This is a genomic window from Caballeronia sp. GAWG1-1 (assembly GCF_023631465.1).
In the GTDB taxonomy this organism is placed as follows: Bacteria; Pseudomonadota; Gammaproteobacteria; order Burkholderiales; family Burkholderiaceae; genus Caballeronia.
Map to the genome: position 1 here is coordinate 251,893 of NZ_JALQDB010000011.1, position 23,466 is coordinate 275,358.

Consider the following 23,466-nt stretch of genomic DNA (forward strand, 5'->3'; position numbering starts at 1 on the left):
ATGCCGGATGCGCTCCTGACAAGCACGCGCCATCCGCCCGTGCCCGTGCATTATGGCAAACCGAATATCACTGATGTGTGGCATCGGGTGAAATCGGGAGGCGAGAGGGAATACGCCTTGCAAACGGCTTTCGCTACAAGGCGAAAGAGCGCGCGTATGCAGCTCGCCGTAAGACCGGCATGTTCATGGACGCCTCGAGAGTTTTTAGTGCAGCATTCAGAAAAGACGGCTGTCCTACCCACGGCCGCCACCAACGACAAGGAGCACGCGCATGTCCACTCCGCTATCCGATCACTACAAGGGTTTCGAAATCAAGGTGCAGGCTTTGCGGCGCGCGAAGGAGCGTGACGAACCCGACGACGGTCCGCGCCATTTCGATATCGTCACGACGATATCCCGCAGCGCGCACGGCGACAGCGGCCGCACCGCGATGTTCGGCGTGCCCGATCAGGAACCTTTCGAAAGCCCGATCGACGCGGTGCGCGCGGGCATCGACTACGCGCGCAAGATCATCGACAACGAGATCGAAGGCGAGTCGGTGGAAGACCTTTGAAACCCTTGACCGCAAGCACATTGCATCCGCCAACGGCCGCGGCTGGCGGCTTTCTTCTTGCGAATGCGGTCGAGCCATCATTTCGGCGCATGTTCAAAGCGCCCACTACACGTTAGCCCGATTGACCCGACGCCGCTTCGCAACGAGAATCGACGGCGGGCAAACGTTGAACAGCGTTGAAAGCAGCGACTGGACATTCGCGTTTGCCGACGCTCGTCAGGCTATGAGATTGACCAGAATCAGTTTCGCCCAGACAACTCAAAACGAAAGTACTGGAGGAGATCCATGAATCGAAACATCCGCCGCCGCGTGCTGTCGGCCGCCGTCGCGCTGATCGCGTGCTCCGCGCTGCCGTTCGCATCGTCGTCCGTCTTTGCGCAGACGCCGGCCAAGCCGAAAGTCGCGCTCGTCATGAAGTCGCTCGCCAACGAGTTCTTCCTGACCATGGAAAACGGCGCGAAGGATTATCAGCAACACAACTCCGGCCAGTTCGATCTCATCACCAACGGCATCAAGGACGAAACCGATACCGCCGCGCAGATTCGCATCGTCGAGCAGATGATCGTCTCCAAGGTCGACGCGCTCATCATCGCGCCGGCGGATTCGAAGGCGCTCGTGCCGGTGATCAAGAAGGCGGCGGATGCGGGCATCATCGTCGTCAATATCGACAACCGGCTGGACCCGGACGTGTTGAAGTCGAAGAATCTGAACGTGCCGTTCGTCGGCCCGGACAACCGCAAGGGCGCGAAGAAGGTCGGCGACTATCTGGCCAAGCATCTGAAGAAGGGCGATGAAGTGGCGATCGTCGAAGGCGTGACCACGACGACCAATTCGCAGGCGCGCAGCGCCGGCTTCAAGGACGCGATGGAAGGCGGCGGCATGAAGGTCGTCGCGCTGCAGTCGGGCGACTGGGAAATCGACAAGGGCAACGCGGTCGCCTCGCAGATCCTGAACGCGAACCCGAACGTGAAGGCGCTCCTGTGCGATAACGACAACATGGCGATCGGCGCGGTGTCGGCCGTGCGCGCGGCGGGCAAGGCGGGCAAGGTACAGGTGGTCGGCTTCGACAACATCACGGCCATCAAGCCGATGTTGAAGGACGGCCGCGTGCTCGCCACCGCCGATCAATACGCCGCAAAACAGGCGGTGTTCGGGATCGACGTGGCGCTGAAGGCGATTTCCGGCAAGAAGAAACAGTCGGAGCTGTCGACGGTCGTGGAAACGCCGGTCGAACTGATCACGAAGTAGGCATGACATGACGAGCTGCTGCCTGTCGTCGCACGCGGCGATGCAGCAGTCAGCTCCGCCCGCCGGAACACAGAGCGGGCGCAAACCTTCACTTCGGCATGAATGCGCGAGCCTCGGTCCATTCAAGTTTCGCGGCTTTCATGCCGATAAAGCACGAACGAGCGCGTTTGAACGTCGACGTAGGCTCTTGCCTGCGCGACGCTTTGCGCCAAGCCGTCGGGCCCCAAGCGGAACACAAAGCGAGGATGCGTAGCCAATTTCATGGCGCCCCTTTCGAGGAGCGAACGACGTGAACGATGCCAGCGTGCTGACAGTCAGCGGCGTCGGCAAGACCTATGTCGAGCCGGTGCTCGTGGACGTCACGCTCGACCTCGTGCCGGGCGAAGCGCTCGCGCTGACGGGCGAGAACGGCGCGGGCAAGAGCACCTTGTCGAAGATCATCGGCGGCCTGGTGAACCCCACGGCCGGCACGATGACGCTCGCCGGCAAGCCGTACACGCCGCAAAGCCGCACCGAGGCCGAAGCGCTCGGCGTGCGCATGGTCATGCAGGAGCTGAATCTGCTTTCGACTTTGTCGATTGCGGAAAACCTGTTCCTCAACCGCCTGCCGAAAAAAGGCGGCTTTGGCTGGATCGACCGCAAGAAGCTCGCGGAAGATGCGCGCCACGCAATGGCGCAAGTCGGGCTCGACGCCATCGACCCGGACACGCTCGTGGGTGCGCTCGGCATCGGGCATCAGCAAATGGTGGAGATCGCGCGCAACCTGATCGGCGATTGCCGCGTGCTGATCCTCGATGAACCGACCGCCATGCTCACCGCGCGCGAAGTCGATTTGCTGTTCGAGCAGATCGACCGCCTGAAAGCGCGCGGCGTCGCGCTCGTGTACATCTCGCACCGGCTCGAGGAATTGCGCCGCGTTGCCGAGCGCGCGGCCGTGCTGCGCGACGGGCGTCTCGTGCATCTCGGACCAATGGCCGAACTGTCGAGCGATCGGCTCGTCACGCTGATGGTCGGACGCGAACTCGGCGAGCGTATCGACCTGGGCGAGAGAAGAATCGGCGGCGTGGCGCTGAAGGTCGCCGGCATGACGCGCGGCAGCGTGGTGCGCGACGTCTCCTTCGAAGTGAAGGCGGGCGAGATTTTCGGGGTGAGCGGGCTGATTGGCGCAGGCCGCACCGAGCTCATGCGCCTGATTTACGGCGCGGATCGCGCGGATTCCGGCACGGTCTCGATTGCGCACGGCGGGCAGGCGTTGCGGCCCGTTGCCGTGAATTCGCCATCGGATGCGGTGAAGCACGGCATCGCGCTCATCACGGAGGACCGCAAGGGCGAGGGCCTGCTGCTTGGCTTGCCTATCGCCGCGAACGTTTCACTGGGTAATCTCGACGCGGTGTCGCGTCACGGCGTGATCGACACGAAGCGCGAAGCCGCGCTCGCGCAGACGCAGATCGACGCCATGCGTATCCGCACATCCGGGCCGGCGCAGGCCGTCTCGGAACTGTCGGGCGGCAATCAGCAGAAAGTGGTGATCGGCCGCTGGCTCGCCCGCGACTGCACCGTGCTCCTGTTCGACGAACCGACGCGCGGCATCGACGTGGGCGCGAAGTTCGATATCTACGGGCTCATGGGCGCACTGGCGCGCGAAGGACGCGCGCTCGTGGTCGTGTCGAGCGATCTGCGCGAACTCATGCTGATTTGCGACCGTATCGGCGTGATGTCGGCGGGACGGATGACGGGCGTGTTCGAGCGCGCCAACTGGACGCAGGATGCGCTGCTTGCCGCAGCCTTCGCGGGCTATGCGAAACGCGAAGCCATGCTGCACGAGCCGCTCGCGCCGGACGCGAAGCCGCCCGAACAAGACCAAAAAGTGGAGCACTGAATGACCGGTCAGACTCAAGCCAATCTGCCAGCCGATGCGCCGAAGAGTCCGAAGGGCATCGGCACGCGGCTGGGCTTTTCGAATTACCTCGGTCTCGTCGGCGCGCTCGCCGCGATGATCGCGCTGTTTTCGGTGTTGAGTTCGCACTTCCTCACCTACGAGACGTTCAGCACCATCGCCAACCAGATTCCGGATCTGGTCGTGATGTCGGTCGGCATGACCTTCGTGCTGATCATCGCGGGAATCGACTTGTCGGTGGGGTCGGTCCTGGCGCTCGGCGCATCGGTCGTGAGCGTCGCCGCGTTGAAGTGGCATTGGCCCGCGTTGCCGTCCGCGCTGATGGGCATGGCCGCCGCCGCGCTGACGGGCACGCTGACCGGGCTCGTGACGGTGGCGTGGCGCATTCCGTCGTTCATCGTGTCGCTCGGCGTGCTGGAAGCGGCGCGCGGCGTCGCCTACCAGATGACCAATTCGCGGACCGCGTATATCGGCGACGCCTTCGATTTTCTGTCGAATCCGATCGCTTTCGGCATCTCGCCGTCGTTCGTGATCGCGGTTGCCGTGATGATAATTGCGCACCTGGTCTTGACTCGGACGGTTTTTGGCCGATATCTCGTAGGAATAGGCACGAACGAGGAAGCCGTGCGGCTTGCGGGCGTAAATCCGCGTCCTTACAAGGTAATCGTTTTCGCGTTGATGGGCGCGCTCTCCGGGCTCGCCGCGCTATTTCAGATTTCGCGCCTCGAAGCCGCCGACCCTAACGGCGGCGCGGGGCTGGAGTTGCAGGTGATCGCGGCGGTGGTGATCGGCGGAACGAGTCTGATGGGCGGGCGCGGCTCGGTCATCAGCACGTTCTTCGGGGTCTTGATCATTTCCGTGCTGGCGGCGGGGCTCGCGCAGATCGGCGCGAACGAACCGACCAAGCGCATCATCACCGGGGCGGTGATCGTGGTGGCGGTCGTGCTCGACACGTATCGCAGCCGGCGTAAGCGGGCTTGACGGGGAGCGCCAGGCGAATTCGACCAAGGAGCAAAGGGTAAGGCAGTACGGCGCGCACGGGGCGCGCCGGGATGACAGGCAGCATGCAGCAAAGACCAGGGCGATCGGGGAAGCGGCAGCATTACGCCGTAGCTGACGGGAACAGCGAAACCAAAAAGCGCACGCGAGGCCAGTGCGCACCGAACGCCTATTTCAAATAAGAGAGCAGCAGCACAAAGATAGCGAAGGACGATGTATGGCGACGATAAAAGACGTGGCAGCCATTGCCGGGGTGTCGTTTACGACGGTGTCCCATGTGGTCAACAATTCGAGGCCGGTATCGGCCGATGTCAGGGCGAAGGTAGAACGGGCAATTCGTGAACTCGATTACGTGCCCTCGGCCGTCGCGCGTTCGCTGAAGGCGAAATCCACCGCGACCATCGGCCTCTTGGTGCCGAACGCGACGAACCCTTATTTCGCGGAACTCGCGCGCGGCGTCGAGGACGGCTGCGCGAAGAACGGCTATTGCGTATTCTTCTGCAATTCGGACGACGATCCCGCGAAGCAGCGCCACTACCTGCGCGTGCTGCAGGAAAAGCGCATCGACGGGCTGGTCATTGCATCGGCGGGTGAGGATTCGGTGCTCGCGCACAGCCTTTCCGGATCGCGCGAACCGCTCGTGATCGTTGACCGGAATATCGAAGGCGTCACGGCCGATCTCGTGCAGATCGACCACGAGAAGGGCGCGTATCTCGCCACGCGGCATCTGCTGCAACTCGGGCATTCGGAGATCGGCTGCATTACCGGGCCGGTCGCGACGGCGGTGAGCGCTATGCGTCTGCATGGCTTCATTCGCGCGATGGCCGAACGCGGTATCGAGATCGAGCCGAACGCGATCGTGCAGAGCGATTTCTCGGCGACAGGCGGTTACGCGGCAGCATCGCAACTGTTCGACTCGATGAAGCCGACGGCCATTTTCGCGTGCAACGACATGATGGGCATCGGTGCATTGCGGGCGGCCGCGGAACGCCATATCAACGTGCCGACGGATTGCTCGATCATCGGTTTCGACGATGTCGAACTCTCGCGGTACACGTATCCCGCGCTCTCTACCGTCGGACAGTCGGTGCGCGCGCTCGGCGAAATGGCCGCGCAAACGCTGATCGAGCGAATCACCGGCAAGCTCGCGGGCAATACGCGGCGGCGCGTCGTGGCGCCGCGTCTCGTGCGGCGCGAATCGACGGCGGTCGTGCACGAGGCGCGACGCGCCGGATAGAAGTTGGAAGCAACACAAGGAGCGTAATGAGCGACAAGTCAATAGCCAAGCAAGGCCGCGTCACCGTGGTCGGCAGTCTGAACATGGATCTGGTCGCACGCGCGCCGCGTCTGCCGAAACCCGGCGAGACGCTCGCAGGCCACGCGTTCGCGCAAGTGCCGGGCGGCAAGGGCGGTAATCAGGCAGTGGCGGCCGCGCGTCTGGGCGCGGAGGTCGCAATGATCGGCTGCGTCGGCGACGACAGCAACGGTGCGACGCTCAAGACGAGTCTCGAGGCGGAAGGCATCGACTGCGCCACGGTGGCTCTCAGCACCGACGCGCCGACGGGTGTCGCGCTCATCATCGTCGACGATGCGAGCCAGAACGCCATAGTGATCGTGGCGGGCAGCAACGCGCAGGTGACGCCCGAGAGCATCGCGTCTCAAGAGGCGCTTCTTGCGCGCGCCGACGTAATCGTTTGCCAGCTGGAAACGCCGCCGGACACGGTGCGCGCGGCGCTTGCCGCCGGCCGGCGCCTGCAGCGCACGACCATCCTCAACCCCGCGCCCGCCGCGAACGAGTTGCCGGCCGACTGGTTCGGCCTCATCGATTATCTGATTCCGAACGAACTCGAAGCCGCGACGCTGTCGGGCATTGCCATTTCCACACCCGACGATGCGCGCCGCGCCGCGCACGCGCTCCGGCAAAAAGGCGCGCGCAACGTGATCGTGACGCTCGGTGGGCAGGGCGTCTTCGCGCTGCTCGAATCAGACGGTAACGGCGACGACAACGGCCAGCACTTGCCTTCGCCGAAAGTGCAGGCTGTCGATACCACCGCGGCAGGCGATACCTTCATCGGCGGATTTGCCGCGGAACTCGCGCGCGGCTCGGCGGTGCTCGACGCCATCGGTTTCGGCCAGCGCGCCGCCGCGCTTGCGGTCACGCGTGAGGGCGCACAGCCTTCGATTCCGCATCGCAGCGAAATTTCCGCATAAGTGTTCAGTTTTCACTGAAAAGCGGCGCGTAGCTTGCGCCGTTCTTTTCGTCTGATGAAATAAATATCCTCAAGCCAGTCCCTTTCGCGCCGTTTACATAGTGAGCGAGCGCAGAAGCGCTGCTACGCGAATCGGTTGCGGCGACTCTCCGCGCGCGCCGGCCCTCACCTGGCTACGACCGCATTGACGAGCGGCATGGGACGACACATGAACAAGGCTTTGACCATCAAGGCGCGCATCGGCATCTCGATGGCGTTTCTCGGCGCGCTGCTGATCGCCATCGGGGCGCTCGGCCTCAGCGGCATGAATCACTCGAACACCGCGTTTCTCGATACCTACTCGAATCAGATGCCGAGCGCCATCGCCGTCGGCAACACCGAGATGTACGCCATGCGCGAACGGCTCGTGTTCGATCGCGGCGCGCTGCTCGCGGGCACGGCGGAAGTCGCGGCGACCATCGAGCGTTCACGCCTGATGCGCGAGCGCGCCGATGGCTTCTGGAAGCAATACACGGCGCTGCCGCAAGAGTCCGGCGAAGCGCGCCTCGCGGAAGCGGCGCAGGCCAAACGTCTCGAACTGCAGCGTGAGCTCGACAAGGGCCTCAAGGCCGTCGCCGCCAACGACCACGACGCGATCATCGCTTCCGCCAAGTCGATGCAGGCGATCTACAACGATTACGCCAACGCCAACGAAACGCTGCGCAAGTTTCTGTCCGAGTCCTCGCACAAGAGCTACGAAGACGCGCAGAGCCAGTTTCTGTGGTTCCGCGCGGTCGCGATGTCTGCCATCGCGCTCGGGCTGGCCGCGGCGGCGTTCGCGTGGGTTTCGCTCCGACGCGCCATCGCGCGCCCGCTCGAAGCCGCGCTCGGCCATTTCGAGGCGATTGCCGCGGGCGACCTGCGCCGTGAAGTCGTGGTCACTTCGCGCGACGAAATGGGGCAATTGCTCGAAGGACTCGCCAAGATGCGCGCAAGCCTTCTGACGACGGTTCGCACCGTGCGCTCGGGCAGCGAATCGATCGCGTCGGCCACACAGCAGATCGCCGCCGGCAATACCGATTTGTCGTCGCGTACCGAGGAACAAGCATCCGCGTTGCAGGAAACCGCGTCGAGCATGGAAGAGCTGACCGGCACGGTCCGTCAGAACGCCGACAATGCGCGTCAGGCAAGCGCGCTCGCGGCCAACGCGTCGGAGATCGCGGGCAAGGGCAACACGGTCGTCATGCAGGTCGTCGATACCATGGGCGAGATCAACCGCAGTTCGTCGAAGATCGCGGACATCATCACGATCATCGAGGGCATTGCGTTCCAGACCAACATTCTCGCGCTCAACGCAGCCGTGGAAGCGGCCCGCGCGGGCGAGGAAGGGCGCGGCTTCGCGGTGGTCGCGGGCGAAGTGCGCTCGCTTGCACAGCGTTCGTCGGCGGCGGCGAAGGAAATCAAGGAGTTGATCGATACCTCGGTGGCGCGCGTGCAGTCGGGCACCACGCTCGTCGATGAAGCGGGCCGCACGATGAACGAGATCATCGGCGCGGTGCAGCGCGTGACCGACATCATGGGCGAGATCGCGGCGGCGTCGGAGGAGCAGTCGAGTGGTATCGACCAGGTGTCGCTCGCGGTCACGCAGATGGACGAAGTGACGCAGCAGAATGCCGCGCTCGTCGAGGAAGCGGCGGCAGCGGCGCAATCGCTGGAAGATCAGGCGGGACGTTTGCGTCAGGCGGTTGCGGTGTTTCAGGTGAATGAGGGTTTCAGCGCGGATACGCCTTTGGCTTCGGTTTCGGTGAGCGCAGCCAGGCGCGTTACGCGCAAGCCAGCGGCTGTGGCGGCAAGCAAGCGCCCCGTCCCCGTCAAGCCTTCGCAGGCAGCAAAGCCGGCTGCCACGCCGGCGGTTGCAGCGGCGGCTGCAAGCGGGGATTGGGAGACGTTTTGAGCCCGCTGCGGTAACGGAACTTCGCCGTCGCGCGCGTGACGGCGCCAAGTCTAAAGCCGGAGGTGCGAACGCAAGACGCACCTGTCGCCATCATCGAGCGCGTCCCCGTACACTGATGCCACCGCATCATCTTGCATACGAGGACCATCGACATGACCGGATCGACACTCGCCGCACAGCTCGTGGAAGCGCGCCGGCAGCATCGGAGCATCGAGACGCTTGCGCCGCGCGACATTCCCGTAGACGCGCCCACGGCCTATGCCATTCAGCACGAGACGCTGCGTGCGGCAAACGCGCGCATCGGCGCATGGAAGATCGGCGCCCGCGCGCCCGATGCGCTCGCCGCAGGCGCACCGATCAATGCAGACCTCGTGCATGTATCGCCTGCGCGGCTCGCGTTCGACTCGTTTTTTCACGTACTGGTGGAACTCGAAATAGCGTTTCGCTTCGCCTACGCGCTGCCGCCGCGTAGCGACCCTTACAGCCACGCCGAAGTCCTCGACGCACTGGGCGGCATGGCCGTCGCACTCGAAATCGTCGATAGCCGCCTCGCGCAATGGCCCAACGTCGACCCACTCGCGCAACTTGCCGATTCGCAGAACAACGGCGCGCTCATCGTGAGCGGCATGGAGCCTTATGAGGTCGTATCGGCGGGCTTCGACTTCTTGACGCCGCGTATCGAATTGACGCTCGATGGCCTGCCGATTGCTCCGGCCGCGCAAGGCAATCCAGCGGGCGATCCGCGCGTCTTGCTGCCGTGGCTCGTCAATCATTGTTCGCGCATGGGACTGACGGTCGAACCGTTCTGGACTATCACCACGGGTTCTTATACGGGCGCTTATCGCGTGGAAGGTCCCGCGATGGTGCATGGCGCGATCGACCGCATCGGCGAGCTCGAACTCGTTCTTACCTGACGCTTGATGTCACGTCGCACCACGCGTTCATAGAGTCCACACGCCACGCGCGGTTATTGTCACGACAGCCGCGTTATTGCATCTGACATGCATGCGCGCACGTATGAGTCATGAGATGGAAACAACAGCGTGCGGCGCCCAACGATGCTGGCGGATGAAGGCAGGGTGAGAGTGACAAAAGCGCGGTCATGCGTACAGGCGGCGAGAACGCCGCGCAAGACCATGTGCAAAAGAGGAGATTGGGATGAGGATTGTAGGGCACCGAAAATAATTCGTGTAGCTAGCACTTCTTCTCAGATGGATAGCTTCGCAAGTGCGTGAAAAAAAATTCGAAAGGGTTTAGGATGAATTCAAGCGATGTCGTTTCGATTACGCGCGTTGCGCACGGCATAGCTTTCTGACTTCGGCGAGGAGGTAGCATGGATATCTACAGCAGTTTCGCGACCCGCTTCGAAAAAACCCGCGAGGAGGAATTCTCGCTCGAAGAGTATCTCGCGCTCTGCAAGGAAGATCCTGCCACATATGCAACAGCGGGCGAACGTATGTTGACGGCCATCGGGGAACCCGAGTTCGTCGACACGAGACTCGACCCGCGGCTTTCGCGTGTGTTTGCGAACAAGGTCATCAAGGTGTATCCGGCATTCCGTGAGTTCTACGGAATGGAGGAAGTGATCGAGAACGTCGTGTCGTATTTCCGGCACGCGGCGCAGGGTCTGGAAGAGAAGAAGCAGATCCTGTATCTGCTGGGTCCGGTGGGCGGCGGCAAGTCGTCGATCGCCGAACGTTTGAAGCAGCTTGCCGAGCGCGTCCCGTTCTATTCGATCAAGGGCTCGCCTGTCAACGAATCACCGCTTGGCCTCTTCGATTACGACGAAGATGGTCCCGTGCTTGAGGAGCAATACGGCATTCCGCGCCGCTATCTCAAGAGCATCTTGTCTCCGTGGGCCGTGAAGCGCCTGCACGAGTACAACGGCGACATCCGCAAGTTCCGCGTGGTGCGTCGCTATCCTTCCATTCTTCGTCAGATCGGCATTGCCAAGACCGAGCCTGGCGACGAGAACAATCAGGACATCTCCTCGCTCGTCGGCAAGGTGGATATCCGCAAGCTCGAAACCTATTCGCAAGACGACGCGGATGCATACAGCTATTCGGGTGGCCTGTGCCTCGCCAATCAGGGCATGCTCGAATTCGTCGAAATGTTCAAGGCGCCGATCAAGGTGTTGCACCCGTTGTTGACGGCTACGCAGGAAGGCAACTTCAAGGGCACGGAAGGCTTCGGCGCGATCCCTTTCGACGGCGTGATTCTCGCTCACTCGAACGAGTCGGAATGGAAGGCGTTCCGCAACAACAAGAACAACGAGGCACTGCTCGATCGTATTTTCGTCGTGAAGGTGCCGTATTGCCTGCGCTACGGCGAAGAGGTCAAGATCTACGAAAAGCTTCTGCGTAACTCGTCGCTGGCCGAAGCGGTATGCGCGCCAGGCACGCTCAAGATGATGGCGCAGATGGCCGTGCTCACGCGCTTGGCTGAACCTGAAAACTCCAGCCTCTTTTCGAAGATGCAGGTGTACGACGGCGAGAACCTCAAGGACACGGACCCGAAGGCGAAGTCGTATCAGGAGTACCGCGACTTTGCCGGTGTGGACGAAGGCATGACGGGCGTGTCCACGCGCTTCGCGTTCAAGATCTTGTCGCGCGTCTTCAACTTCGACTCGTCGGAAGTCGCGGCGAATCCGGTGCATCTCATGTACGTGCTTGAACAGCAGATCGAGCGCGAGCAGTTTCCGCCGGAGACGGAGCAGAAGTATCTGTCGTTCATCAAGGACGTGCTGGCTTCGCGCTACGCTGAATTCATCGGCAAGGAAATTCAGACCGCTTATCTGGAATCGTATTCGGAGTATGGACAGAACATCTTCGACCGTTACGTGACGTATGCCGACTTCTGGATTCAGGACCAGGAGTTCCGCGATCACGATACCGGTGAGAGTTTCGACCGTGCCTCGCTCAATGCGGAACTGGAAAAGATCGAAAAGCCGGCAGGCATCAGCAACCCGAAGGATTTCCGCAACGAGATCGTGAACTTCGTGTTGCGTGCGCGGGCGGCCAATGGCGGCAAGAACCCGGCGTGGATCAGTTATGAGAAGCTGCGGGTGGTAATCGAGAAGAAAATGTTCTCGAACACCGAAGAACTTCTGCCGGTCATTTCGTTCAATGCGAAAGGTTCGGCTGAAGAGCAACGCAAGCATGAAGACTTCGTCAATCGCATGGTCGCGAAGGGCTACACGCCGAAGCAGGTCCGGCTGCTCTGCGACTGGTATCTGCGCGTGCGCAAGTCGTCGTAAGCAGGACGCAGCATGCTGTAATGTAGGTCCGCGCCGCTCGGGACCGAAGTTTGCGCCGCAAGGTGTGACTTCCTGAGCGGCAAAGCGGGCACTTTGCGAGAGAGAGACGCTGGCATGCCCTTCGCGGCACGCCCAAGGCTCGCGCAGCGCCTCGCATCCTCGCCATCAACGCGGGAGACTGAATGTGCTGCACCAGATCATCGACCGCAGGTTAGCTGGTAAGAACAAGAGCATCGCCAATCGCGAGCGCTTTCTGCGACGCGTCAAGAACTACATTCGCCGCGCGGTTTCGGACGCAGTGCGCGATCGCAGCATCAAGGATATTCAGAGCACTCAGAGCATTACCATCCCCAAGAAGGATATCGCCGAGCCCTCGTTCCGTCATGGACCGGGCGGCAAGCGCGAGTATGTTCATCCGGGCAACGCCGACTATATTCGCGGCGACAAGATTCCGCGTCCGCAAGGCGGTTCGGGCGGCGGCGGCAAAAGCGCGAGCAACGAAGGCGAGGGCCAGGACGACTTCGTGTTCGAACTGTCGCGCGAAGAATTCATGCAGTACTTCTTCGACGATCTCGAACTGCCGCGTCTCGTGAAGACGCAACTGCTCGCGGTGCCCACGTGGAAGAACGTGCGTGCGGGCTGGGCGGCGGAAGGTACGCCGAACAACATCGACGTGGTGCGTTCGCTGAGGAGCGCGCTCGGGCGGCGTATCGCGCTCGGCATGCCGCTCACCGCGCAACTGCGCGAGATGGAACGTCAGCTCGAAGCACTCAAGAGCGATAACGCCGATCCCGAAGACATCGCGCGGTTGGAAGCGGACATCGTGATCCTGCAGGGCCGGATCACGCGTATCCCATTCATTGACCCATTCGATCTGCGATATGTGAATCGCGTCAAGCAGCCCACGCCGTCGAGCAAGGCGGTCATGTTCTGTCTGATGGACGTTTCCGGCTCCATGGACGAGCAGCGCAAGGACTTGTCCAAGCGCTTCTTCATTCTCCTTTACCTGTTCCTGCAGCGGAACTACGAGAAAATCGAAGTGGTGTTCATCCGCCATCACACGCGAGCCGAGGAAGTGGACGAAGACACTTTCTTCCATTCGACCGAAAGCGGCGGCACCGTGGTGTCGAGCGCGCTCGAACTCATGAAGAAAATCATGGACGAGCGTTATTCGCCGACAGAATGGAACATCTACGGCGCGCAAGCATCGGACGGCGACAACTGGACCGACGATTCCCCCAAGTGCCGCAAGCTCCTTTCGGACGACATCCTGCCGAAGGTACGTTATTTCGCCTATATTCAAGTTGCGCCAGAAGAGCAAAATCTGTGGGTGGAATATGCGCAACTTGCGCTCGGCGCGCCTGAACTGGCCATGAAGAAGGTGGACTCCGCCGCGGACATCTACCCCGTGTTCCGCGAACTCTTCGAAAAGCAACAGGCGGCTGCATGACGAAACAGAATGTGCAGAAGGTAGCGCGCAAGGCTCAACCGGATGGCACGGACGATCGTGCGGTTGCATCGACGTTGGAACTGGAAGAAGGGAAGGAAGCAGACAAGGAAGTAGTCGAAGACAAGGCGTCCGAGGAGACGCACAAGGAAGGCAGGATGAATGTTGCAGAAAAGCGGCCGCTGCCGTGCCCGTCCGACTGGACCGTCGAGATGATCGAGGAATATGACGCCGAGATATCGCGCGTCGCCAACCGATACGGGCTCGACGTCTATCCCATTCAGCTCGAAATCATCAGCGCCGAACAGATGATGGATGCTTATGCCTCCGTCGGCATGCCGGTGAATTATCGGCACTGGTCCTTCGGCAAGCACTTCTTGTCGACCGAGAAGAGCTATCGGCGCGGGCAGATGGGTCTCGCGTATGAGATCGTCATCAATTCGAACCCATGCATTGCGTACCTCATGGAAGAGAACACGATGACGATGCAGGCGCTCGTCATCGCGCACGCGGCCTACGGGCACAACTCCTTCTTCAAGGGCAATTACCTCTTTCGGCTTTGGACCGACGCGCACGCGATCATCGACTATCTCGTGTATGCGAAGAATTACATCGCCGAATGCGAGGAGCGCTTCGGGCTGGATCGCGTCGAGGAACTGCTCGATTCCTGCCACGCGCTGATGAATTACGGCGTGGATCGCTACAAGCGCCCGCAGAAACTTTCGCTTGCGAAGGAAGCCGCGATGCGGCGTGAACGCGAGCAATATCTGCAGTCGCAAGTCAACGAACTCTGGCGCACCTTGCCGAATCGCAAGGCACAATCTGCCGAGGAAATCGAAAGCCGTTATCCGCCAGAGCCGCAAGAAAACTTGCTGTACTTCGCGGAAAAGAACGCGCCGCTGCTCGAACCGTGGGAGCGCGAAGTCATTCGTATCGTGCGCAAGGTCGGGCAGTATTTTTATCCGCAGCGGCAGACGCAGGTAATGAACGAAGGCTGGGCCACGTTCTGGCACTACACGCTGCTCAACACGCTCTATAACGAAGGCCGGCTCGAAGACGGCTTCATGATGGAGTTCCTGCATTCGCACAGCAACGTGGTGTATCAGCCGCCTGTGACGAAGCCGTATTACAGCGGCATCAATCCGTACGCGCTCGGCTTTTCGATGATGAGCGACATTCGCCGCATTTGCGAAAACCCGACGGATGAAGATCGCGAGTGGTTCCCCGAACTCGCGGGCAGCGACTGGCTCGAATCGCTGCACTACGCCATGCGCAACTTCAAGGACGAAAGCTTCATCGCGCAGTATTTGTCGCCGCATCTGATCCGGGAAATGCGCCTCTTTTCGATTCTCGACGACGACATGCGCGATTCGCTCGAAGTCTCGGCCATTCACGACGGCAGCGGGTATCGCTATGTGCGGCAGGCGTTGTCGCGCCAATACGACATACATCATCGCGAGCCGAACATTCAGGTCTATTCGGTGAACACGCGCGGCGACCGCAGTCTCACGCTGCGCCACTTCATGACGGACAACCGGCATCTGTCGAACGACAGCGACGAAGTGCTCAAGCACATGGCGCGCTTGTGGCAGTTCGACGTTTATCTGGAGAGCGTCGATGAAAATGGCACGGTGAGAAAGCGCTTCGACTGTCGGTACACGCCGCCGAATCACGCGCGCTGATCGGTAGCTTTAAAGAAAAACGGCTCCTCGCGGAGCCGTTTTTTTCTTGTCCGAAGCAGGCTTCAGATTTCCTTGCCTTCCTCGTCTTGCGTGAAGATGTCCCAGCTTGCCATGAAGAGCGCCGCAACCAGCGGCCCGATCACGAAGCCGTTGATGCCGAAAAGCGCCATGCCGCCGAGCGTCGAAATGAGCACGACCCAGTCAGGCATCTTCGTGTCCTTGCCGACGAGAATCGGGCGCAGGACGTTATCCACGAGACCGATCACGACCACGCAAAATCCAACCAGCACGAGCCCTTGCCAGATCTGGCCGGTCGCGAAGAAGTAGATCGCGGCGGGCGCCCAGACCAGCGCCGCGCCGACCGCGGGCAGGAGCGAGAGAAACGCCATCAGCACGCCCCACAAGAGCGAGCCGTTGATGCCGAGAATCCAGAAGATGAGCCCGCCCAGCAAACCCTGCGCGGCGGCGACCGCGATATTGCCCTTGACCGTTGCACGCACGACGGTCGTGAACTTCGCGATCAGATGCTGCTTCGGCGCCGGATCGAGCGGCAAGGCGCGACGGATGCGCCGGCCGATCTCGCCGCCATCGCGCAGCAGGAAAAACACCAGATACAGCATGACGCCGAAGCTCACGACGAACTGGAACGTGTTCTGGCCAATGGACAACGCCTGCGCCGCCGCGAACTGACTGATCTGCGCCGCGCCTTCCATGAGTCGACGCTGGATGCCAGGGATATCGTCGAGACCGTAGCGCCCGAGCATCTGCTGCACCGAAGTCGGCAGCGCATGCAGCACGTGCTGAAAGTACACTCCGAAATTCAGGTCGCCGCTCTTGATGCGCGCGTAGACAAGCGCGATTTCCTGCACGAGCGTCACGGCCACCACGGCCAATGGGATGATGACGATGAGAATCGCCGCAGCCAACGTCGTCAGCGCGGCGAGGTTGCGCCGCTTGCCGAAGCGCACGGTGAGCCAGCGCTGCATTGGCTGAAACAGGATAGCGAGAATCGCGCCCCAGAAGATCGCGCCGAAGAAAGGCAGGAGCACCCACGCAAGCGCGAGCGTGACGACGAACAACAGGATATGAAAGAAGCTTTGATGGACGGACTGATTATTCATTGGGACCGGTTAAGCGGAAGGGGAGCGGGCAGCGCCGCTCGAGTTCGCGCATGCTAGCACGCGGCTGCCGACCTCATTCATGCACTGCATTGGAGCGCTGTTTCGACCGGCGGTTCGGTCAGCGTTCAACCATTGACACCGCTCTCGACTAAAATCCGGCTTTCATTCCTTGCGGACCGCTTCCGGTTTCAATCGAGCCGGATGCAAGAGCAATGCGCGTTCCACGTGCGTGCCACGGTGCGCTTTATGTGTCGAACAATGAATCCTGGTGTCGTCTACGCATTCGCGGCCTTCGCGCTTTGGGGCCTGTTTCCGATCTACTTCAAGGCGTTGCATTCGATTAGCGCGCTAGAGATGCTTGCGCACCGCATGGCCTGGTCGCTGATCTTCCTCTTCATCGTCCTGACGGTGCGGCGTCAGTGGCGCTGGCTCGGCCCGGTGCTGCGCGACAAACGTCTGCTTGCGCGCTTCGCGGCGAGCGCCGTGTTGCTATCGACGAACTGGGGCATTTACATCTGGGCGGTAAATGACGGGCGAATCGTCGAGGCAAGTCTTGGCTACTTCATCAATCCGCTCGTCAACGTGCTGTTCGGAATGGCCTTCCTGCACGAGCGGTTGCGGCCGATGCAGTGGTTCTCCGTTGTCATCGCCGCGCTCGGCGTGCTGTGGCTCACCTGGGTGAACGGCGCGCCGCCCTGGATCAGTCTCGCGCTCGCGTTGACTTTCGGCGGCTACGGATTGTTGCGCAAGACGGCGAAGCTCGGCGCGCTCGAAGGGCTCACGCTCGAAACCATGTTGCTGTGTCCTGTCGCGCTGCTTTATTTATTCGTGCTCGGCGCGAACGGACATAGCGGTTTCCTGGATGCGTCCGTGGGCATCGAGGTGCTTCTCGCGGCGGCCGGGCCGATCACCGCCGTGCCGTTGCTGCTGTTCGCGGCCGGCGCGCGGCGCATTCCCTTGTCGATGCTCGGCCTGATTCAGTACATCACGCCGACGCTGCAGTTGCTCATCGGCGTGGTGATTTATCAGGAGGCGTTCGGGCATGACCGTCTGATCGGCTATGGCGCGATCTGGGCGGCGTTGGCGATTTATTCGCTCGAAGGCTTGTATCGGGCGCGGCCGGGGCGAGGGTGATCAACGCAATGCGTCACCCCATCGGTACTCCACCGTCAGATCGTCGAGCTTCGCCTTGAGCTCGGCATCGATCGGCTGATCCACTGTCGCGAGCGTCTCGTCGAGCTGTTCGACGCGGCTTGCACCGATGATCGCCGAGGTCACCGCCGGATTCGCCAGCACCCATGCAAGCGATGTGCTCGCAAGCGACCGGCCGTTTTCCTTCGCCACATCTTTCAGCTTTTCGATGGTCTGGAACTCGCGCTCGTGCCAGTAGCGCTGCTGATACATTTCTCCCGCCTTGCCGACCGTCGCGGTAAAGCGTCCGTCCGAAGGCGCGGCGTCGTGCTTGTGCTTGCCCGTCAGCAAGCCACCCGCGAGCGGGTTATACGGAATCACGGCGAGCCCTTCTTCCACCGTCAGCGGCAGCAGTTCACGCTCGATCTGGCGAAACAGCAGGTTATAACGCGGCTGAACGGAAACGAAGCGGGCGGTGCGCAGTACATCGGCGCGACCTAGCGCACGTGCGAGCCTGTACGCCAGAAAATTCGATACCCCGACATAGCGTGCCTTGCCGCTTTTCACGATGATATCGAGCGCTTCGAGCATCTCGTCGAGCGGCGTGTCGCGATCGTCGTTATGCAGTTGATAGAGATCGACGTAGTCGGTGCCAAGACGCTTCAACGACGCATCGATTGCATCGAGCAGATGCTTGCGCGATGCGCCCTGATCCCATGTAAGCGGCCCCATCGCGTGCACGGCCTTGGTGGCGAGAATGTATTGATGCCGCCGGCCCTTCAACCAGCGTCCGACGATTTCCTCGGTGCGGCCCGCGAGGTCGTTCGTCGCGCCAAGCGGATAAACGTTGGCGGTGTCGATGAAATTGACGCCCGCCTCGGCCGCGCGATCCATGATGGCGAACGACGCGTCTTCTTCCGTCTGCAAACCGAAGGTCATCGTGCCGAGGGTGAGACGCGAGACGGTGAGACCGGTGCTGCCGAATTTGCGATATTGCACGATTGCGCTCCCGAGGTTGAATAGCGATCGACAGGATAGTCTTTATGCGTGCGGCGCGCTCGGGGCTACCCGGGCGCACGCCGCTATCAGCGCGCGGCAGGCGCGGGCGCGGCGGCGCGCGGCGCGTTGTCGAGCCGTCTGAACACGAGACCCGATAGCAACGTCACCACGCCCATGCACAGGAAGCTCAGTCTGAAACCGATCGCGCCTGAGCCGAACTGATGCTCGAACACCTGCACGAGCGACCCGCCGATCGACACGCCAAGCCCGATCGCAAGCATCTGCACCATCGAGAAGAGGCTGTTGCCGCTGCCCGCATCCTTGATGGAAAGGCCCTTGAGCGTGACGCTGTTCATCGCCGCGAACTGCATCGAATTGCAGGCGCCGAAGAGCGCGAGAATGGCGATCTCCACGACGAGCGGCAGCGACGGCGAAAACAGCGCAAAGCCGATGATCGACGCGCCCACCAGCGCCGTATTCACCAGCAGAAAATTGTCGTAGCCGTAGCGCTTGACGAGCCCCGCGATCCAGCGCTTCGACAAGGTGCCCGCGAACGCGATAGGCAGCATCATCAAGCCGGAATGCAGCGGGCTGTAGCCGAGTTCGAGCTGCATGAGAAGCGGCAACAAGAACGGCACCGCGCTCGACCCGATCCGGCACACCAGATTGCCGATCAGCCCGACGCTGAAGTTCGGCTCGCGAAAGAGCGCGAGATGAAAGAGCGGATTGCGCTTTCTGCGCGCATACGGGATATACGCGAAGGCCGAGACGGCGGCCACGACGAACAGCGCCGCCGACACGAGCCCGCGATGCGTTTGCACCGGACTATCCAGCGCCAACGAAAACGCCACCATGCACAGGGACAAGAGCCCGCAACCGACGAAGTCGAAAGGCGGCGCGTTCCTGATGGCGTCGTCGGGAAGAAAGCGCCGCACGGCATAAAGGCCGACCGCGCCGATCGGCACGTTGATCAGAAAGATCCAGTGCCACGTGAACGACTGAACGAACCAGCCGCCGAGCGTCGGACCGAGAATAGGGCCGACCTGTCCGGCAACCGAAATCATCGCGAGCGCGGACACGTAGGCTTCGCCCGTCATCGTGCGAAGAATGGCAAGGCGGCCGATTGGCAGCAACATCGAACCGCCGATGCCTTGCAGCACGCGCGCCATGACGAGTTGATCGAGCGTGTGAGCGCTCGCGCAGGCAAGCGAGCCGATCACGAACAACGTGATCGCGACGAAGTACACGCGCCGCGTGCCGAAGCGGTCGGCGAGCCAGCCCGAAGCAGGCGTGAAAAGCGCCATCGTGAGCGTGTAGGCAACGACGATGGACTGCATCGCGAGCGGCGCCGCGTGCAGATCGCGGGCGATTGACGGCAGCGCCGTATTGACGATGGTCGTGTCCAGCGCCTGCATGAAGAAGCCCACGGCGACGATCCAGAGTAGAGCCGTGTGCGATGACAGTTTGTTCATTTGAGGGGCGAAGTGGCAGGAAGCGGCGCGCCGCGAAAGCCTGACGAAAGGCTAGTGAAAAGCCCGTCAGCGCGCATTGTGAAATGTTAATGACTCCGCGCGCTATCGGGAAGACCGCTAACCGCATTGACTGTGATCGTGATTTCCGATCACAATGCCGCATGCTGAATGCCGTGTGGCTGACCACCTTCGCGACCGTGGCCACGTCGCACAGCTTTACCGACGCCGGCCGTCAGCTCGGTCTGCGCCAGTCGAGCGTCTCCGAGCACATTCGACGCCTCGAAGAAAGCGTCGGACGAAGGCTCCTCGTGCGCGATACCCATTCTCTCGCGCTCACGGCCGATGGAGAAGCCATGCTCGTTCACGCCCGCGTGATTCTCGAAGCGATGGCGCATGCGCAATCGCAGTTCAGTTCGCCGCGGCTGCGCGGACGCGTGCGGCTCGGTTCATCGGACGATCTGGCGCTCGGGCCGCTGCCGAGCGTGCTTGCCGCCTTTCGCGACACGCATCCGGATGTCGAACTGGAGATCACCATCGGCATGACGGGACGGCTGTATCAACTCGTCGATGCTGGCGAACTCGATCTTGCCGTCGGCAAGCGCCGTATCGGCGATGCGCGCGGCACGCGGCTGTTCAGCGGCCGACTGGAGTGGCTTGCAAAGCCAGGCACCATCGTCGATACGACTCAGCCCTTGCCGCTCATCTTGGTCGCCGAGCCGAGCGTGACGCGCGCTGTGGTACTCGATGCGCTCGCCATGGCCGGCGCGAGCTGGCAAACCGTCTGCACGAGCAGCAGCCATGCGGGCTGCATCGCGGCGGCGCGCGGCGGACTCGGGCTCACGGTGCGTTCGCATTTTCTGGCGGGACGCGGACTCGCGCCGCCTGTGAATCGCGAAGCGTTGCCGGGATTGCCGGAGGTGGAGTTCATCGCGTTCGGCGCGAAACATCTGAGCCGGCCCGCCGAGACCCTGCTTCAGTTGCTCGAAAGCAGCGACCTGCGCGGCGAATGGGACGGCGAATGAACGCTTCGACCAGAAGCGAAAGAGGGCAGGCGCGAGATGTGCGGCGGTTGTGCCGCAACAACGTGCAGCCGGTGCGATTGGCCTTCGCCGATCGCTTCTTATATATTGAGCGGCGTTCGAAGCGGCCAACCCATCTCGTGTCACGTCTTTGCTGTCTTTCATCTAGCTGTCTCGCGGGCCTGTCCATGAGGACATGGCGGCAGTTGCTCGTCTTCTTGGCGCTCGCCTTGCCGTTTGCGGGCGCGCATGCCGCCACGTATCTCACGAAGCATTGCGAAGACCTCGGTGGCAAGACGGTGCCCGCATCGATCATCGGTCTGCCGACGCGCGGCGCGCTGATCGAGAGCGCGTCGGTGACGAAGGCCGCCGCGCCGGGCAATCGCAACGGCGAGTATTGCCGCGTCACGGGCATCATCCGGGCAATCCAGGACAACACGCCCGACATCCGCTTCGAAGTGAATCTGCCGAGCCGATGGAACGGCCGCGCGTTGCAGATGGGCGGCGGCGGCTATAACGGCACGCTCGTCTCCGGCACCGAACCCATGCCTTTCGCGCCCGACTCGACGCCGCTCGCGCGCGGCTATGCGACCTTCGGTTCCGACTCGGGGCACTCGGGCAACGCGGGGCGCGCGGACTTTGCCGTGAACGACGAAGCCATCGTCAACTTCGGCTTCGCGCATCTCAAGAAGACCCGCGATGTCGCGCTCGCGCTCATCCAGATGGGCTACGGACGTTCGCCGGAGAAGACGTACTTCGCGGGCGGCTCGACCGGCGGACGCGAAGGCTTCACGGTCATCGAACGCTTTCCGAACGATTACGACGGCGTGATCGCCAATGCGCCGGCTATCAACTTCTCGGGCGTGCGGCTGATGGGCGTGAAAGTCGGGCAGGCGTCCTATGCCAAGCCGGGCGGATTCGTCGGTCTCGCGCAGCAGCGGCGGTTGTTCGAAACGGTCGTGCATGAATGCGACAAGCTCGACGGCGCGGCCGATGGCATCGTCGGCAATGTGGAAGCTTGCCGGAAGCTCGAGCCGCAGATCATCGCGTCGTTGCGCTGCGCGAACGGGCAGCGGCCTTCACTGCGCGACAGTTGTCTTTCCGACGCGCAGATCGAGACGCTCGAACTCCTGCGCGATGGCCTGAAGCTGCCGTATCCGCTCGCGTATAACGTCGATACTTATCCGGGCTACAACGTGTTTCAGGGCGTCGATTTCTCCGGCACGCTCGGTCTCGGCGATTCACCCACGCTGCTTTCGCCGCCAACCTTCGGCGCCAATGGCTATCTCTTCGCGCAAGGCGACGCGTATATCCGCCACTTCGTCACACGCGATCTCTCGTTCAACTCGCTCAATTTCGACCTGAACGATCCCGCGCGCTACAAGCAACGGCTCATCACGCTCGCCTACACGGTCGGCGCGATGAACCCGGACTTCGCGGCATTCATCGCGCACGGCGGCAAGCTGATTGCAATGCACGGACTCTCCGACGAAGTCATCAGCCCGAACCAGACCATCGCGTTCTTCAACGGGCTCATCGACAAGTACGGCCAAGACAGCGTCGATTCCTTCATGCGGCTTTACATGGTGCCGGGTTTTCAGCATGGCAACGGCGTGTTCATTCCCGCATGGGACGAACTGGGCGCGCTTGACGAGTGGGTCACGAATGGCACGGCGCCCGAGACGCTCATCGGCAGCGACATTGCGCCGGCCACCAACGGACGCACGCGGCCGATCTGCCGTTACCCCGGCTATCCGCGTTACCTGGGTAAGGGCAGCATCAATGTCGCGGCGAACTTTCGCTGTGTCTTGCCTTGAGTGCCCGTCTTGAGCGCACGCTCAGAAGCTGGTCGCGTTCGCGGCGCGCGGCATGAAGCGCGCGAGAATCCGCGCCCAAGTGCGCGCCTTATTCTTGCGATACGACGTCAGCGATATCTCGACCGCGTGCTCGCTCTCCGACGACAACCACACGCGTTCGCCGCGCTTCAGGCGCACGATATCGCCGGGCTTCATCCAGTAATCGTAGGGATCCTGATGACGCGTGAGCCACACGGATGCATCGGCGATACGCAAGTCGGCATCGCGTGCAAGACGCCACGACACCGTCTGATGCGGCGCGACTTCGACATACACCACCACGCGTGCGCCGCTCGCATCCAGCTTGCCCGCTGCCACGCCGTGCAACACGCCGCGTTGTAGCACTTCCGAACCTTCTTCCATCTCGCTCTCCATGTCGTGAGCCGAAGACGGAAGGCCAGCACGCATCAAACAAAAGGCCCCGTCTTTCGGCGGGGCCTTCGGAACCAACTTGTCTGCTTGAGCCTTGGCTGCTAGCGCACACGTTCTCCCGATGACCCGCCATGCTTAATGGCGTTCATTGGGTTTTTAATCGCGGCGATGGCGAGGACGAGGTCTGCGTGCATGGAATGGAGTATCAGTTGGAACCAGGCGCGCTGTCAATATCGAGACAGGATTTTCAAAGCCATAAAAAACCCGGACC

The 23,466-nt window shown here is 61.9% G+C and carries 18 protein-coding genes; 13 read left to right on the forward strand and 5 right to left on the reverse strand.

Translation table 11 applies throughout. The features are described 5' to 3' along the window. Nucleotides 1–271: 271 nt before the first annotated feature. The 7 genes from NCT03_RS07635 (at nucleotide 272) to NCT03_RS07665 (ending at nucleotide 8,840) form a co-directional block, all read left to right on the forward strand. Nucleotides 272–553, forward strand: a complete 282-nt coding sequence (locus NCT03_RS07635; protein WP_244827887.1) for a hypothetical protein — start codon at nucleotides 272–274, stop codon at nucleotides 551–553. A 285-nt stretch (nucleotides 554–838) separates the two neighbouring features. Further along, nucleotides 839–1,801 carry a sugar ABC transporter substrate-binding protein gene (locus tag NCT03_RS07640; RefSeq protein WP_244827886.1) on the forward strand — a complete coding sequence of 321 codons (963 nt, stop codon included), beginning with the start codon at nucleotides 839–841 and terminating at the stop codon, nucleotides 1,799–1,801. A gap of 289 nt (nucleotides 1,802–2,090) precedes the next feature. Continuing rightward, nucleotides 2,091–3,680 carry a sugar ABC transporter ATP-binding protein gene (locus tag NCT03_RS07645; RefSeq protein ID WP_250492386.1) on the forward strand — a complete coding sequence of 530 codons (1,590 nt, stop codon included), beginning with the start codon at nucleotides 2,091–2,093 and terminating at the stop codon, nucleotides 3,678–3,680. After that, nucleotides 3,681–4,679, forward strand: a complete 999-nt coding sequence (locus NCT03_RS07650; protein WP_244827884.1) for an ABC transporter permease — start codon at nucleotides 3,681–3,683, stop codon at nucleotides 4,677–4,679. It begins immediately after the preceding gene. 235 nt (nucleotides 4,680–4,914) lie between these two features. Further along, nucleotides 4,915–5,934: a LacI family DNA-binding transcriptional regulator gene (locus tag NCT03_RS07655; protein ID WP_244827883.1), complete on the forward strand. Its 1,020-nt coding sequence runs from the start codon at nucleotides 4,915–4,917 to the stop codon at nucleotides 5,932–5,934. Between the two features lie 26 nt (nucleotides 5,935–5,960). Then, nucleotides 5,961–6,908, forward strand: coding sequence for a ribokinase (gene rbsK, locus NCT03_RS07660; RefSeq protein WP_250492387.1), 948 nt, complete (start codon nucleotides 5,961–5,963; stop codon nucleotides 6,906–6,908). Nucleotides 6,909–7,115: 207 nt separating this feature from the next. Next, entirely contained in the window at nucleotides 7,116–8,840 is a 1,725-nt protein-coding gene (locus tag NCT03_RS07665) for a methyl-accepting chemotaxis protein (protein ID WP_250492388.1), read from the forward strand. A gap of 50 nt (nucleotides 8,841–8,890) precedes the next feature. Here the strand turns inward: NCT03_RS07665 and NCT03_RS34370 are convergent, their stop codons facing one another. Next, nucleotides 8,891–9,709, reverse strand: coding sequence for a zinc-finger domain-containing protein (locus NCT03_RS34370; protein ID WP_502800358.1), 819 nt, complete (start codon nucleotides 9,707–9,709; stop codon nucleotides 8,891–8,893). Between the two features lie 464 nt (nucleotides 9,710–10,173). On the opposite strand from NCT03_RS34370, the gene NCT03_RS07675 reads away from it, so the two are divergent. The 3 genes from NCT03_RS07675 to NCT03_RS07685 all read left to right on the forward strand — a co-directional run bounded on the left by NCT03_RS07675 (nucleotide 10,174) and on the right by NCT03_RS07685 (nucleotide 15,225). Then, nucleotides 10,174–12,096: a PrkA family serine protein kinase gene (locus NCT03_RS07675; protein ID WP_244827879.1), complete on the forward strand. Its 1,923-nt coding sequence runs from the start codon at nucleotides 10,174–10,176 to the stop codon at nucleotides 12,094–12,096. A 184-nt stretch (nucleotides 12,097–12,280) separates the two neighbouring features. Then, nucleotides 12,281–13,546, forward strand: coding sequence for a YeaH/YhbH family protein (locus NCT03_RS07680; protein ID WP_244827878.1), 1,266 nt, complete (start codon nucleotides 12,281–12,283; stop codon nucleotides 13,544–13,546). Between the two features lie 155 nt (nucleotides 13,547–13,701). Beyond that, the gene (locus NCT03_RS07685; protein WP_250492406.1) at nucleotides 13,702–15,225 is read left to right on the forward strand and encodes a SpoVR family protein; all 1,524 of its coding nucleotides are present in this window, start codon (nucleotides 13,702–13,704) and stop codon (nucleotides 15,223–15,225) included. Nucleotides 15,226–15,287: 62 nt separating this feature from the next. Here NCT03_RS07685 and NCT03_RS07690 read toward each other — a convergent pair whose 3' ends face one another. Next, a complete protein-coding gene (locus tag NCT03_RS07690) occupies nucleotides 15,288–16,346 on the reverse strand; it encodes an AI-2E family transporter (protein ID WP_244827876.1) in 1,059 nt (352 codons plus the stop codon). A gap of 258 nt (nucleotides 16,347–16,604) precedes the next feature. Here NCT03_RS07690 and rarD point away from each other — a divergent pair, with 258 nt between their 5' ends. Beyond that, nucleotides 16,605–17,480 carry an EamA family transporter RarD gene (gene rarD / locus NCT03_RS07695; protein ID WP_250492390.1) on the forward strand — a complete coding sequence of 292 codons (876 nt, stop codon included), beginning with the start codon at nucleotides 16,605–16,607 and terminating at the stop codon, nucleotides 17,478–17,480. On the opposite strand, the gene NCT03_RS07700 is transcribed toward rarD, so the two are convergent. Together NCT03_RS07700 and NCT03_RS07705 are read right to left on the reverse strand one after the other, a co-directional pair. After that, a complete protein-coding gene (locus NCT03_RS07700) occupies nucleotides 17,481–18,476 on the reverse strand; it encodes an aldo/keto reductase (protein ID WP_244827875.1) in 996 nt (331 codons plus the stop codon). A gap of 86 nt (nucleotides 18,477–18,562) precedes the next feature. Continuing rightward, nucleotides 18,563–19,948 (reverse strand): DHA2 family efflux MFS transporter permease subunit, encoded by a 1,386-nt coding sequence (locus NCT03_RS07705; RefSeq protein WP_244827874.1) that lies wholly within the window; start codon nucleotides 19,946–19,948, stop codon nucleotides 18,563–18,565. Between the two features lie 161 nt (nucleotides 19,949–20,109). Between NCT03_RS07705 and NCT03_RS07710 the strand changes: the two genes are divergently transcribed. Together NCT03_RS07710 and NCT03_RS07715 are read left to right on the forward strand one after the other, a co-directional pair. Further along, nucleotides 20,110–20,970 carry a LysR family transcriptional regulator gene (locus tag NCT03_RS07710; RefSeq protein ID WP_250492391.1) on the forward strand — a complete coding sequence of 287 codons (861 nt, stop codon included), beginning with the start codon at nucleotides 20,110–20,112 and terminating at the stop codon, nucleotides 20,968–20,970. A 185-nt stretch (nucleotides 20,971–21,155) separates the two neighbouring features. Further along, a complete protein-coding gene (locus NCT03_RS07715; protein WP_250492392.1) occupies nucleotides 21,156–22,784 on the forward strand; it encodes a tannase/feruloyl esterase family alpha/beta hydrolase in 1,629 nt (542 codons plus the stop codon). A gap of 21 nt (nucleotides 22,785–22,805) precedes the next feature. Here the strand turns inward: NCT03_RS07715 and NCT03_RS07720 are convergent, their stop codons facing one another. Continuing rightward, nucleotides 22,806–23,186: a DUF2917 domain-containing protein gene (locus NCT03_RS07720; RefSeq protein WP_250492393.1), complete on the reverse strand. Its 381-nt coding sequence runs from the start codon at nucleotides 23,184–23,186 to the stop codon at nucleotides 22,806–22,808. Nucleotides 23,187–23,466 lie beyond the last annotated feature (280 nt).